The 13,163-nt window shown below is 72.2% G+C and carries 11 protein-coding genes; 8 read left to right on the top strand and 3 right to left on the bottom strand.

Annotation, left to right across the window (positions count from 1 at the left end; genetic code table 11):
- Positions 1 to 49 precede the first annotated feature (49 nt).
- The 4 genes from ACR2FV_RS14525 to ACR2FV_RS14510 are packed head-to-tail and all read left to right on the top strand — an operon-like array spanning position 50 to position 4,015.
- The gene (locus tag ACR2FV_RS14525) at positions 50 to 961 is read left to right on the top strand and encodes a 1-acyl-sn-glycerol-3-phosphate acyltransferase (RefSeq protein ID WP_434016412.1); all 912 of its coding nucleotides are present in this window, start codon (positions 50 to 52) and stop codon (positions 959 to 961) included.
- A gap of 35 nt (positions 962 to 996) precedes the next feature.
- Entirely contained in the window at positions 997 to 2,355 is a 1,359-nt protein-coding gene (locus tag ACR2FV_RS14520) for a class II 3-deoxy-7-phosphoheptulonate synthase (RefSeq protein ID WP_434016411.1), read from the top strand.
- On the top strand, positions 2,355 to 3,401 hold the full coding sequence (locus tag ACR2FV_RS14515; protein WP_434016410.1) for a threonine aldolase family protein: 1,047 nt from the start codon (positions 2,355 to 2,357) through the stop codon (positions 3,399 to 3,401). The genes ACR2FV_RS14520 and ACR2FV_RS14515 overlap by 1 nt, the downstream gene beginning before the upstream one ends.
- Complete coding sequence (locus ACR2FV_RS14510) at positions 3,398 to 4,015, top strand: molybdopterin-dependent oxidoreductase (RefSeq protein ID WP_434016409.1); 618 nt, start codon at positions 3,398 to 3,400, stop codon at positions 4,013 to 4,015. Before ACR2FV_RS14515 ends, ACR2FV_RS14510 begins: the two co-directional genes overlap by 4 nt.
- A gap of 7 nt (positions 4,016 to 4,022) precedes the next feature.
- Here ACR2FV_RS14510 and pknB read toward each other — a convergent pair whose 3' ends face one another.
- Positions 4,023 to 6,059 (bottom strand): Stk1 family PASTA domain-containing Ser/Thr kinase, encoded by a 2,037-nt coding sequence (gene pknB, locus ACR2FV_RS14505; RefSeq protein WP_434016408.1) that lies wholly within the window; start codon positions 6,057 to 6,059, stop codon positions 4,023 to 4,025.
- A 46-nt stretch (positions 6,060 to 6,105) separates the two neighbouring features.
- Positions 6,106 to 7,428, bottom strand: coding sequence for a LysM peptidoglycan-binding domain-containing protein (locus ACR2FV_RS14500; protein WP_434016407.1), 1,323 nt, complete (start codon positions 7,426 to 7,428; stop codon positions 6,106 to 6,108).
- Between the two features lie 176 nt (positions 7,429 to 7,604).
- Here ACR2FV_RS14500 and ACR2FV_RS14495 point away from each other — a divergent pair, with 176 nt between their 5' ends.
- Complete coding sequence (locus ACR2FV_RS14495) at positions 7,605 to 7,985, top strand: Rv2175c family DNA-binding protein (protein ID WP_434016406.1); 381 nt, start codon at positions 7,605 to 7,607, stop codon at positions 7,983 to 7,985.
- Between the two features lie 13 nt (positions 7,986 to 7,998).
- Here ACR2FV_RS14495 and ACR2FV_RS14490 read toward each other — a convergent pair whose 3' ends face one another.
- On the bottom strand, positions 7,999 to 9,336 hold the full coding sequence (locus ACR2FV_RS14490) for a polyprenyl synthetase family protein (RefSeq protein WP_434016405.1): 1,338 nt from the start codon (positions 9,334 to 9,336) through the stop codon (positions 7,999 to 8,001).
- Between the two features lie 68 nt (positions 9,337 to 9,404).
- Between ACR2FV_RS14490 and ACR2FV_RS14485 the strand changes: the two genes are divergently transcribed.
- From ACR2FV_RS14485 to dnaE, 3 genes are all read left to right on the top strand, one after another.
- Positions 9,405 to 9,734, top strand: a complete 330-nt coding sequence (locus ACR2FV_RS14485; RefSeq protein WP_434016404.1) for a DUF6504 family protein — start codon at positions 9,405 to 9,407, stop codon at positions 9,732 to 9,734.
- Between the two features lie 82 nt (positions 9,735 to 9,816).
- A complete protein-coding gene (locus ACR2FV_RS14480) occupies positions 9,817 to 10,299 on the top strand; it encodes an SAV_6107 family HEPN domain-containing protein (RefSeq protein WP_434016403.1) in 483 nt (160 codons plus the stop codon).
- Positions 10,296 to 13,163, top strand: a 2,868-nt coding sequence (dnaE, locus tag ACR2FV_RS14475; protein ID WP_434016402.1) for a DNA polymerase III subunit alpha, incomplete at its 3' end; no start/stop codon positions are given. The genes ACR2FV_RS14480 and dnaE, both read left to right, overlap by 4 nt.

Here is a 13,163-nt window from a genome sequence, read left to right as displayed (position 1 = left end):
GCGGCTGCGGCGTGGCGTAGGCTCGGCGCGCGCCCGGGAGGAGGGTCCGATGGTCTACTGGCTGCTCAAGTCGATCCTGGTCGGCCCCGTGGTCCGGCTGCTGTGGCGGCCCCGGGTCGAGGGACTGCACCACGTCCCCACGTCCGGGGGCGCGATCTTTGCCAGCAACCATCTGTCCTTCTCGGACTCGATCTTCCTGCCCCTCGTGGTGCCGCGCCGGATCACCTTCCCGGCCAAGATGGAGTACTTCACGGGCACCGGCCTCAAGGGCTGGGCCACCAAGATGTTCTTCACCGTGACCGGCCAGATCCCGATCGACCGCTCCGGCGGCGAGGCCAGCATGACGGCGCTGCGCCAAGGCCTGAAGGTGCTGCGCCGGGGTGAGCTGTTCGGGATCTACCCCGAGGGCACCCGCTCACCCGACGGCCGGCTCTACAAGGGCAAGACCGGGGTGGCCCGGATGGCCCTGGAGGCCGGAGTCCCCGTCATCCCCGTCGCGATGATCGACACCGACAAGGCCCAGCCGACCGGTCAGAAGATCCCCAACCTGCACCCGGTGGGGGTGCGGATCGGGCGCCCGCTGGACTTCTCCCGCTACGAGGGGATGGAGGAGGACCGCTACGTGCTGCGCTCGATCACCGACGAGGTCATGGACCAGCTCGCCGAGCTGTCCGGCAAGCCCTACGTCGACGAGTACGCCGCGACGATCAAGGACCGGCTGGCCGCCCGGGCCCGCGCCACGGTCGAGCAGGCCAGGGCCGGTGTCGACCAGGCTCGCGGTCAGGTCCGGGACACGACCCAGCAGGTCGCCGCGGGTCTGTCCCAGCGGTTCACCCGCGAGGACGAGGACACCGGGGACGGCGCTGACCAGAGCGCCATCGAGGACGATGGCGGGGTCCGAGAGGAGCGCCCGCCGCGGGAGCACCCCGACCCTGCGGCCCGGCCTACCAGCACCGAGTGACCTGAGCACCCTGCTGGCCCTCCTACGATGGTGCGGTGCACTCCGACACCGCCGTCCCGGTCGGCCATGTCCTCGACTGGCCCGACCTGCCCGCCCGGCAGCAGCCGCACTGGCCCGATGCCGGCGCGCTCGCCGACGTGCTGACCACGCTCTCGCACTATCCGCCGCTGGTCTTCGCCGGGGAGTGCGACCACCTGCGGGACAAGCTGGCCCAGGCCTCCCTGGGGCAGGCCTTCGTGCTGCAGGGCGGGGACTGCGCCGAGACGCTGTCCGGGGTGACCGGGCCCAACATCCGGGACCGGATCAAGACCATCCTGCAGATGGCCGTGGTGCTCACCTACGGCGCCGGTATGCCGATCGTCAAGGTGGGCCGGATCGCGGGCCAGTTCGCCAAGCCCCGTTCCAGCGACGACGAGACGCGCGACGGGGTGACCCTGCCGGCCTACCGCGGTGACATGGTCAACGGGTTCGAGTTCACGCGGGAGGCGCGCCAGCAGGACCCGGAGCGGCTGCTGCGCGCCTACCACGGCAGCTCGGCGACGCTCAACCTGGTCCGCGCCTTCACTGACGGCGGGTTCGCCGACCTGCGCAGCGTGCACCTGTGGAACAAGGGGTTCCTGTCCGGCCCGGCCCAGGCTCGCTACGAGAGCATGGCCCGGGACATCGACCGGGCGATGCGCTTCCTGGAGGCCTCCGGGGCCGCCGACGCGGAGGCGCTGCGGCGGGTCGAGCTCTACGCCAGTCACGAGGCCCTCGTCCTGGACTACGAGCGGGCGCTGGTGCGCCGCGACTCGCGCACCGGCAACCCCTACACCACGTCCGGGCACTTCGTCTGGGTCGGCGAGCGCACCCGCGACCTCGACGAGGCGCACATCGACTTCGTGTCCCGCGTGCACAACCCGATCGGGGTCAAGCTCGGTCCCACCGCCACCCGGGACGAGGTGCTGCGGCTGATCGACCGGCTCGACCCGGAGCGGGTCCGCGGCCGGCTCACCTTCATCACCCGGATGGGTGCGAGCAAGATCCGTGAGGTCCTGCCCGAGCTGCTCAGCGCGGTGGGGGAGGAGGCACACCACGTCACCTGGGTGTGCGACCCGATGCACGGCAACACCTTCACCTCGCCGGGGGGCTACAAGACCCGTCGGTTCGAGGACGTCGTGGGCGAGGTCCGCGGCTTCTTCGAGGCGCACCGCCAAGCGGGCACCTGGCCCGGTGGCATCCACGTGGAGCTGACCGGCAACGACGTGACCGAGTGCGTCGGGGGCTCGCACGCGGTCGACGTCGACGACCTGGGGCTGCGCTACGAGACCCTGTGCGATCCGCGGCTGAACCACCAGCAGAGTCTCGAGATGGCGTTTCAGGTCGCCGAGATGCTGGACCAGGGCGCTCGCTGATGCCCCGCGTGGACCTGCGCTCGGACACGCTGACCCGCCCCACCCCCGGGATGCGGCAGGCGATGGTCGAGGCGGAGGTCGGCGACGATGTCTACGGCGAGGACCCCACCGTGCTCGCGCTGGAGCAGCGGGTGGCCGACCTGCTCGGCCACCAGGCGGGCCTGTTCACCCCGACCGGGACGATGGCCGGACAGCTGGCCGTGCGGCACCACGTCGCACCGGGCCAGGAGCTGATCGCGGATGAGATGTCGCACGTGCTGCGAGCCGAGATGGGGGCGGCCGCCGCGCTGTCGGGCATCACCAGCCGGTCCTGGCCGGCCCCGCACGGACTGCTGGACCCGCAGCGCCCGCTCGATCTGATGGCTCCCGCGGCCGGCCCCTACCTGGTCAGCACCGCCTGCGTCGTGCTCGAGAACACGCACAACTTCGGCGGCGGCACGGTGCAGCCACTCGCCGCGATGCAGGAGCTCGCGAGTGCGTGCCAGGAGCGCGGGGTCGCGGTGCACCTGGACGGCGCGCGACTGTGGAACGCCCACGTGGCCACGGGGGTGCCGCTGGCCGACTACGGCGCCTGCGCCGACACGGTCTCGGTCTGCCTGAGCAAGGGTCTCGGGGCCCCGATGGGCTCGGTGCTGCTCGGGTCCGCCGACACCGTCGCGCAGGCCCGGGTATGGCGCAAGCGCCTGGGCGGGGGGATGCGCCAGGTCGGGCTGGTGGCTGCCGCGGGCGCCTACGCCCTGGAGCACCACCTGCAGCGGCTGGCGCAGGACCACGAGCGAGCAGCCCGGGTGGCGCGGGCCGTGCACGAGGTCGGGCCCGAGGTCGTTGACCCCGATCGGGTCCGCACCAACATCCTGGTGCTCGACGTCGGTGCGGCCGGCTGGAGCGCCGCGGACTTCGTCGCTCAGGCAGGCGCTCAGGACGTCCGGGGGTTCGCCACCGATGCCCGCCATGTGCGCTACGTGTGGCACCTGGACGTCGGAGACGCGGAGACCGATCACGCGGCCTCGGTGCTGACTGGGCTGGTGGGCCGAGGCCGCCGGTGACCCCTGCGCCACTGCCCCCCGACCAGCCACCCGATCCCGGTGGCGATCGGGTGTTGCCCCCTGGCCAGCGGCATACCGACAAGCTGGTGCCGATGCACTACGGTCGGGTGCCGCGGCTGGACCTGCAGCACTGGGCCCTCACCGTCGGCGGGGCGACCCGGGACGGTGGGGTGCAGGTGCTGGACTGGGCGGCGCTGCAGCGGCTGCCGACCCGGACGGTGCGGGCCGACCTGCACTGTGTTGCCAAGGTGAGCGTCAGCGGGCTGGTCTGGACCGGGGTGCCGCTGAGCGAGGTCATCGCCCTGGCTCCCCCGGAGCCCGGGGCCGAGCACGTCCTGCTGTCGGCGGCCTACGGCTACAGCGCGGCGGTGCCGCTGGCGGAGCTGGACGTGCCGGAGGCGCTGCTGGCGACCCACCTCGACGGCCAGGCGCTCACGCCCGAGCAGGGCTGGCCGGCTCGCATCGTGATGCCGCACCTCTACGGCTTCAAGGGACCCAAGTGGGTGCTGGCGCTGGACTACCACCACCACCCGCAGCGGGGGATGTGGGAGGAGCACGGCTATCACCCGCGCGGCCGGGTCTGGGAGCAGGAGCGCTACGCCCACCAGGACTGAGCTGGTCTCAGAGCACGCTGATGACGATCTCGGTGCCCACCGGCACCTGCTCGCCGGAGTCGATGCTCTGGAAGCGCACGGTCCCGAAGAACGCCCCGGCGATGTCCTCCCGCTTGACCTTCAGCCCCAGATCCTTCAGCAGCGGCTGGGCCTGCTTCCAGGGCATGCCGATGACCTGGGGCACCTGCACGAGCTCAGGTCCCTTGGAGACGGTCAGGGTGACCTGGTCACCACGGAAGCCGGTGCCCCGCGCGGGGACCTGGGCGGTCACGGAGCCCGCGGGGACGTCCTTGTCGAAGACCCGCTCCGACTCGACCTGCACGGTGAACCCGGCACCCTCCAGCCTCGAGGTGGCCTGCTCCTGCGTGGCGCCCTCCACCTCCGGGACCTCGATCGGCTCGCGGCCGGCGCTGAGGACCAGGTCGACGGGGGTGTCCGGCTTGAGCTGCTCACCGGGCGCGGGGGAGACCGACAGCACCTGCCCCTCAGGCACCTCCTCGTCGAACTTCTCGCTGGTCTCGCCCAGGGTGAGACTGGCCTCCTCCAGCGCGGTCTGCGCCTCCTCCAGCGTGTCGCCGACCAGGTCGGTCGGCACGGCATGCCGCTCCGGGCCCTGCGAGACCGTGATCTCCACCTCGGCGCCGTGGCGCAGCGACGCGCCGGCCTCCTGCGACGAGGCCAGCACCAGCCCGGTGGGCACTGTCTCGGAGAACGCCGCGACGCTCACCGCGTCGAGATCCTCGGTCTCCAGCGCGGTCACAGCCTCCTGCTCGGTGAGACCGACCAGGGGTGGCACGGGAGAGTGGACGCCGGGACCGTTGGTGTAGTACCAGGTCGCGGCCGCGCCGCCGCCGCCGATCACCAGCAGCAGGAGGACGAGCACACCGGTGAGTCCCATCCTGCGCCGCCGACGAGGCCGCGCCCGCCGGGAAGCCGGGGTGGGCGTCGCGCGAGCGGGCCGGGCAGGGCGAGCCTCGCTCGCCGGCACGGCGGGGGCGCTTGCCGCGGCGGGCTTGCGGTTGCCGGTGGTGCGGGCGAAGTGGCTCTCGGTGCGGACCCGGGACCCGGCGGGGGTCAACGGGACGACTGCGGTCGGCTGATGCACCGCCACGGTCGCGTCGGCCTGGCCCGGTGCCTGCGCTGCGGCGGTGGCGCCGCTGCGCTCGGGCCGAGTGGGCCGGTGGTCGAGCTCCTCCTCGGACAGCTGCCCGATCCCGCGGCGCAGCTCTCGGCGCAGCGCCGCGGCATCACCGGGCCGGCCCCTGGGGTCGGTGGCCGTCGCGGCAGCGATCACGACGTCCATCTCGGCAGGGAGCCCGGCCACCGTGTCGACCGCCCGCGGGACCTCGCCGTGCACGTGCGCGTACGCGACCTGGATGGGGCTCTGTCCCGGGAAGGCCTTGACCCCGGTCAGCAGCTCGTAGAGCAGCAAGCCCACGGCATACACATCGGTGCGCTCGTCGGAGCGCCCGTGCTCGACCTGCTCGGGAGACAGGTATGCCGCCGTGCCCCACAGCAGGTCGCTGGTGCGGCTCATCGAGCCGGCGGTGATCGCGCGGGCCAGCCCGAAGTCGGCGACCTTGACGGTGCCCGTGGCGCTCATCAGGACGTTCTCCGGCTTGATGTCACGGTGGGCGATGCCGGCCCGGTGTGCCGCCGACAGCGCCTGCAAGATCTCATCGACGATCTCGGTGGCCCGTCGCACCGACAGCGGAGCCTGCGTCGCGACCACGTCACGCAGCGTGTCCCCCTCGACGAGCTCCATGGCCAGGAACACGACGTCGTCGTCCTCACCCTGGTCGAAGACCGAGACGACGTGCGGGTGGGACAACCGGGCTGCGGCCTGGGCCTCCCGCCGGAACCGGGAGACGAAGTCGGCGTCGCGGGCCAGGTCCGGGCGCATCACCTTCAGCGCCACCGGGCGGTCCAGCCGCAGGTCGGTGGCCCGGTAGACCGAGGCCATGCCCCCCTCGGCCAGGTGCACCTCTACCCGGTAGCGACCGTCGATGACGCGGTCGATCGCGGGCGGACTCACAGTGCTCACAGGGTGATTGTACGGAGCCGCCCGGGAAAAGACTGGGAGCGACGGGCTACCCCATCCGGTCGCGCAAGGTCTGGACCGACTCGATGTAGTGCTCGGTGTCGGCGAACAGCCCTCGGCTCTGGACGCTGGCCAGGCCCTGGTAGTAGCCGCCGATGGCCTCCGGCTGGGTCTTGGCCGAGCGCTGCAACGCTCGCATGATCGCCGTGCCCGCCGTGACGTTGTCCTGCGGGTCCAACAGGTTGAGCTTGCGGCCTACCAGCGCGGAGGCCCACTCACCGGAAGTGGGGATGACCTGCATGATCCCGATGGCGTTGGCGGGGGAGACCGCCCGCTGGTTCCACCCGGACTCCTGGTAGGACAGCGCGAGCATGAGGGCGGGGTCGACCCCGTGCCGACGGGCGGTCTCGATGATCATCGACTTGGTGCGGTCCCGGGACGGGACCGGCACACCGGCCAGGTAGTCGCGGTTCGCGGCCGCCGAGCGCGCGATGCCCGAGCTGTAGGTGTAGTGCAGGAAGGTGTCCTCGACGTCCTCGTCGGCGTGCCGGTCACCGATGGTGTGCTCGGTCCACGGCCCGGAGGGGGTGGTGGAGGTCGTGCTCACAGAGGTGGAGGTCGCGCTCGCGGAGGCGGCGGATCCGGGGACGACGACCTTCTGGCCAACCCACAGCCGCCGGGGGTCCAGCTCCGGGTTGGCCTGCTGCAGGGCGCTCAACGAGACGGAGTGGCGCACCGCGATGCCGGAGAGGGTGTCGCCGGAGCGCACGGTCACGGTCACGGTCCCGGCCGCGGCCGGAAGGGTGGTGGCGGAGCGGGACGGCGCCTCCGGCGAGGAGGTGGCGGTCGCCGTGGCGCGGGATGCGGCGCCCGGGATGCTGAGCCGCTGACCGGGGTAGATCAGGCGCGGGTTGCTGATGCCGTTGGCGCGTGCGAGCTCGGTGACGCTGACGCCGTTGCGCACGGCGATCTCGGAGAGCGTGTCGCCGGGGCGGACGGTGACCCGAGCGGAAGCCCGGCTGCGGGTTGAGTCCTTGCCGGCGCCGGTGTTGGTGCTGGCACCGGGGTCGGACGCTGTACTTGCGCCGCCCTGCGTGGCCTCGGAGCCGGGCACCAGGAGCCGCTGCCCCGGCATCAGCCAGCGGCCACCGTGCGCCAGCGTGTTGCGCTGCACCAGGGCGGGCACGGTGGTGCCGAACTGCTCGGCAATGTCGTAGAGCGTGTCACCCGCAGCGATCGTGTAGTCGGTCCAGACCCGCTCCGTGGCCGCCACGGAGAAGTCGGAGAGGCTGGGACCGGTGCTGTGCGTGGCATACGCGACGGTCGTGGTGGCCAGGTCGAGCGGAGGCAGGGCGGCAGGCAGCGGACTCATCGGCTTCCCTTCGTGGCGGTCGGGGACAGGTGGGGATGGCACCGAACAGTCTCAGTGAGTGGAACGTGACATAAATCAGAGTGAAACGTGACTCAAGTGACTGGTGGGAAAGTACCTGACGACAGCGGCAATTGCTACACCGGCTGCGTGTCGTTCCCTGTGGCAGACTGGTGTATGTGATAAGTGACAACGATGTGATTCTGGACATCCCGGACGACCCGAACCACGGTTGGCTCGCCGTCCCAGACATCATGGAGCGCACTGGAGCCTCGCTGTCGACCGTGCGCGCCTGGCTGCGGGACCACGAGCTGATCGGCGTGCGCAGGGGATCGCACCGGGCGCTCATGGTGCCGGAGGGGTTCGTGACCGAGGACGGCCCGCTGAAGCATCTGCGCGGGACGATCACGGTGCTGACCGACAGCGGGCTGCAGGACGACGAGATCATCGACTGGATGCACGCGCCGGACGACACGCTCATCGGCGGCAGTCCGGTCGCCTCTTTGCAGGCGGGGAGCAAGACCGAGGTGCGCCGCCGGGCCCAGGAGACGGCCTACTGAGCCGCAGGTCCGCTCAGGTGCTGCGAGCGGTGCTGATCCCCACGAGGTTGTCCAGGGCCGCAGCGCCGGGCGGATCCAGGTCGGGGATCTGCGCCAGGGCGGACCTGGCCAAGTCGCACCCCTGGGTGATCATCTGCTCGGTGCGGTGCAGCGCACCGCTGCGCTCCAACGCGGCGCGGCAGCGGTCCACCTGCGCCTCCGTGAGGTCCGGTCGGCCCAGCGCCTCCCGCAGCAGGGCCGAGTCCGCGGAGCTGCCGTGCTCGAGCGCGTGGGCGACCAGCACGGTGTGCTTGCCCTCGCGCAGGTCGTCGCCGGCCGGCTTGCCGGTGGTCCCTGGGTCCCCGAACACGCCGAGCACGTCGTCGCGCAGCTGGAACGCCTCGCCCAGACACAGTCCATAGCGGGACAGCGCCGCCCGGGTGGCGGGGGGGACGCCGCTGGCGTCGGCCCCGATGAGCAGGGGGTGCTCGACGGAGTACTTCGCGCTCTTGTAGCGGATGACCGTGCGGCACTGCTCGATCCGCTCGGCATGGGTGAGGCCGGTCCAGTCCCGCGCGGCCAGGAGCACATCGAGGTACTGCCCGCCCATCAGCTGGGTGCGCATGGTGTCGAAGACGGGCCGTGATCGGGCGAGCTGGTCCTGCGGCAGTCCCGAGCCGGCGAAGATCTCGTCGCACCAGTTGAGGCAAAGATCGCCGGCCAAAATGGCGGCGGCCTGGCCGAAGGCGGTCGAGCTACCGGCCCACCCGGCGTCGGTATGCAGTGTGCTGAACGCCCGGTGGGCGGTGGGCCGGCCACGGCGCAGGTCGCTGTTGTCCATGACGTCGTCGTGCAGCAGTGCGGCGGCCTGGAACATCTCGACCGCCCCGGCGGCCCGGACCAGCTCAGGGGAGTCCGGTCCGCCGGCGGCCCGGTAGCACCAGTAGAGGAAGGCTGCGCGCAGCCGCTTGCCGCCAGCCAGGAGGTCGGCGACGGCGTCGACCAGATCGGTCACCGGGGCGCCCACCTCGGCCAGGACCGTGCGCTGGCGCGCGATGTGCTCGTCCAGGCCGCGCTGGACACGGACCCGCAGGTCGACCCCGTCGAGGGGATGGATCCGCTGCTCGGTGGGCTCGTTGAGCGAGGAGGCGCCCGGGTCGGCGCGGCGCGCTGGGGGCGGGGACAGGGTCGGGTCCTCCTGGTGGGCGGCTGCGGTGCGGGGCGCGCGGTGGCGCCGGGACGAGCCTACGGGGCGCGGGGGAGCCGGGTGCCCTTCGGTCGTCGTCGACGGGGTCTGTCGGTGCTCGCTGCTGACATGAGACCGGACGCCGGAGGAAGGGGCTTGACACCGACTCGGGCAGTAGGCGTACATTTGTTCGTATAGAACATGAGTTCTAGTAAGCTTGGGAGCATGGTGGATGAGGCAGGAGCGTGAGGACGATGAGTCGGCAGTACCACGAGCGCATCGAGGTCCAGCTGGGAGAGCCGGTGCAGGCTCGGCTGCTCCAGTCGGCAGCTCGCGCGGGCTCCTGCTCGGTCGTCCCGACGGCATTCATCTGGAGAGGCCGACTCCACCTGGTGCGGGCGGTGGTCGCGCAGTGGACCCAGCGCCTGCCCTGGTGGCGCACCGTGTGGGAGGACGAGACCGAGCAGCAGGTGCTGGAGCACCAGGTCTGGCGAGTGGAGGCCGGCACCGGGGTCGCGACCGGCACGGGGATCTATGACCTGGCGCAGGCGGAGCACTGGCAGCTCATCCGGGTCGCCGACTGAGGGGACCCGCAGCACGGTCCGACAGCACCGACAGCACCCGATCAAGAAACACCTGATCACAGCACAGCAGAGGAGACGGCAGATGGAGACGACCACCAGCGCGACCACGACCGGTGAGAGCACCCCCACCAGGGCGGTGCCGATGATGTCCGCACCCATGGCCAGCACGGTGCTGGACCTGCTGGACCGGGCTCGGGAGGGTCTGCTGCGGGCCTGTCACAGCCGGACCCCCGCAGAGCGCTACACCCAGGCCCACCTCGCGGCCCTGCGCGCCGCCTCCGCCCTGATCGCCGCCCGCACCGCCCCCTCCCGACGATCCCGGCCGCGCAGTGTGTGGGAGGTGCTGCCGACCGTCGCTCCGGAGCTGACCGAGTGGGCGGTGTTCTACGCCTCCTCCGGTCAGCTGCGGCTCGCGGTGGAGCGAGGCAGCCGAGCGGTCACCTGCCGGGAGGCCGACGACCTGGTCCGGCAGGGTGAGCGGTTCCTGGAGATCGTCCGCGGCGCGCTGCACCTGCCGGTGGCCGAGCCGATCCCCGCAGGGCTGGCTGCGGTCAGCGTGCGGTGAGCGGGGACGGGGTGGACATCGACTTCGCGCACCTGCACGTGGCCTCCAGCTTCTCGATGCGCTACGGCGCGAGCCCTCCTGAGGTGCTGGTGGCCCGGGCCGGTGAGCTGGGCCAGCCGGCGCTGGCACTGACCGATCGGGACGGTGCCTACGGTGCGGTGCGCTTCATGCGGGCCTGCCAGGAGGCCGGGGTCTCACCCGTGCTCGGTGCCGATCTGGCGCTGGCTCCGCACGAGGGGTATGCCGTGGGCCCCGCCGATCCGGGGCACCACCCGGGTCGGGCGCAGCCGGTCAAGGGCGGAGTGACGGTGCAGGACCACCATCCGAGAGTGACCGTCCTGGCCCGGGGGCAGGACGGTGGCGTCGCACCGGCGGCCGGGTGGTCGCGGATCTGCCGACTGCTGACGCACACCCACCTGGCGGGGACTCGAGGTCAGCCGCTGACCTCGACGACCCTGCTGGCCAGGGCCGCCGCGCCGGTCGACGGGGTCGCCCCCGTGGTGGTGCTGCTGGGCCCGGACTCCGACGTCGGCCGGGCCGTGCTGCTCGGTCACCGGGACCGGGCGCGGGGGCTGCTGCACCGGTGGCTCCAGGTGCTGCCCGCCGACGCGTTGCGGGTCGAGGTGGTGTGCCACGGCGGTCCGGCGCACACTCCGGCGAGCCTGCCCCACGCAGCGCGCCTGTGGGCCCTGGCACTCGAGCACGACGTCCCCGCGGTGCTCAGCGCGGCGGTCCGGCACGCCACCGTCCCCGAGGCCCGGGTGGTCGACGTGCTCGACGCCGCGCGGCGGATGGTGCCGCTGGACGAGCGTCACCTGGACCGGGTGAGCACCGCCGGGCACCTGGCCGACACGCCCACCATGGTCGCGGTGGCCCACCGGGTGGCCGAGGCGGCAGGTGCCGGTGCCCACGCCGCCGTCCTGCTCGCGCAGACGGTGGCGGTCGCCGCGCAGTGCCGCCAGGACGCCCGCTCCGACCTGGGCATCGGCGCGGTGCACCTGCCCGAGCCCGAGGTGCTGGGCGTCAGCGGCATCGGGCAGGCCCAGCAGGTGCTCACGCAGCGGTGCCGCGCGGCGGTGCACCGGCGCTACCCGGGCAGCTCCACGTCATACCTGGAGGGCGTGCAGCACCGGCTCGACGAGGAGCTGGCGGTGATCTCCGGGTTGGGCTACCCCACCTACTTCCTGACCGTGGCGCAGGTGTGTGACCTGATCCGCGAGCAGGGGGTGCGGGTGGCGGCCCGGGGGTCGGGGGCCGGCAGCCTGATCACCTACCTGCTCGGGATCAGCGGGGTCGACCCGATCCGGCACGAGCTGCTGATGGAGCGCTTCTGCTCGCCGTTGCGGGCGCAGCTGCCCGACATCGACATCGACGTCGAGTCGGCCCGGCGCACCGAGATCTACGAGCGCATCCTGGAGCGGTTCGGCTCCGAGCGGGTCACCTGCGTGTCGATGATGGAGACCTACCGGGTGCGGCACGCCATCCGCGACGTCGCCGCGACTCTGGGGATGCCGCCGGGTGAGATCGACGTCATCGCCAAGGCGTTCCCGCACATCCGGGCCCGCGACGCCCGCGCCGCCGTCCGCGACCTGCCCGAGCTGGGCCGGATGGGCTTCGACGCGCCGCGGATGCAGCTGCTGTTCGAGCTGGTGGAGAGTCTGGACGGGCTGCCCCGGCACGTGGCGATGCACCCCTGCGGCATCGTCCTGTCCGACACCGGGCTGCTGGACCGCACGCCGGTCGAGGCCAGCTGGCTGGGCTTCCCGATGAGCCAGTTCGACAAGGACGACGTCGAGGAGCTGGGGCTGCTCAAGCTCGACGTGCTCGGCATCCGGATGCAGTCCGCGATGGCCCACGCCGTCGCGGAGGTGCAGCGGGTCGACGGTCAGCAGATCGACCTCGACGACCAGCAGCAGGTGCCGCTGGACGATGGGTCGACGTTCGCCCTGATCCAGTCCACCCGCACCCTGGGCTGCTTCCAGATCGAGTCTCCCGGGCAGCGCGAGCTGGTCGGCAAGTTCGCGCCGGAGACGTTCGAGGATGTCATCATCGACATCTCGCTGTTCCGGCCTGGGCCGGTGAAGTCGGACATGATCCGTCCGTTCCTGCACGCCCGGCAGGGGTGGGGCGAGCCGGAATACCTCCACCCCTCCCTGGTCCCCGCACTGCGGAGCACCTGCGGGGTGGTCGTCTTCCACGAGCAGGTGCTGCAGATCGTCGCCGAGACCACCGGGGTGAGCCTGGCCCAGGCCGACGAGGTCCGGCGAGCCATGGGCAGCCCGCAGGGGCAGCGCCAGGTCGAGCAGTGGTGGCGCCCGGCGGCGGCGGCGCGCGGCTACTCCCCGCCGGACGTCGAGCGGATCTGGACGGTGCTGGCCGCGTTCGCCTCGTTCGGCTTCTGCAAGGCTCACGCGGCGGCGTTCGCCCTGCCGACCTACCAGTCGGCCTGGCTCAAGACCCACCACACCGCGGCGTTCCTGGCCGGGGTGCTCACCCACGACCCGGGGATGTATCCCAAGCGACTGATCCTCGACGAGGCCCGCACCATGGGGGTGCAGGTGCTCGGGCTCGACGTCAACGCCTCGGGCGGGACCTACCGGGTGGAGCGCGGCGACGACGCGCGGATGGACCCAGCGGGCGGGGTCGTGGCGGACCGAGTTCCGCCGCACCCGGTGTCTCTTGAGAATCGGCCTCTCGGCGACCCGACCGACGTTGCCCGGCCGACCGACGTTGCCCGGCCGACCGACGTTGCCCGGCCGACCGACGTTGCCCGGCCGACCGCCGTCGGCCGGGTGGATGCCGAGATGGCCAGGATCGAGCGGCGGGCCGGCGGCTCCGGCATCCGGCTCTCCCTCGCCGAGGTC

The sequence above is a fragment of the Ornithinimicrobium sp. genome (assembly GCF_051004135.1).
Taxonomy (GTDB): domain Bacteria; phylum Actinomycetota; class Actinomycetes; order Actinomycetales; family Dermatophilaceae; genus Ornithinicoccus.
The sequence above is the reverse complement of the archived record's forward strand: the minus strand, read 5'-3'. Positions and strand labels throughout refer to the sequence as shown.

What these genes read in the sequence shown, in the direction of transcription:
- ACR2FV_RS14515 (WP_434016410.1), top strand. Translation starts at nt 2,355, where the DNA reads ATGCCCCGCGTGGACCTGCGCTCGGACACGCTGACCCGCCCCACCCCC.
- ACR2FV_RS14490 (WP_434016405.1), bottom strand. Translation starts at nt 9,336, where the DNA reads ATGTACGCCTACTGCCCGAGTCGGTGTCAAGCCCCTTCCTCCGGCGTC.
- ACR2FV_RS14485 (WP_434016404.1), top strand. Translation starts at nt 9,405, where the DNA reads ATGAGTCGGCAGTACCACGAGCGCATCGAGGTCCAGCTGGGAGAGCCG.
- ACR2FV_RS14480 (WP_434016403.1), top strand. Translation starts at nt 9,817, where the DNA reads ATGGAGACGACCACCAGCGCGACCACGACCGGTGAGAGCACCCCCACC.
- ACR2FV_RS14525 (WP_434016412.1), top strand. Translation starts at nt 50, where the DNA reads ATGGTCTACTGGCTGCTCAAGTCGATCCTGGTCGGCCCCGTGGTCCGG.
- ACR2FV_RS14500 (WP_434016407.1), bottom strand. Translation starts at nt 7,428, where the DNA reads ATGAGTCCGCTGCCTGCCGCCCTGCCTCCGCTCGACCTGGCCACCACG.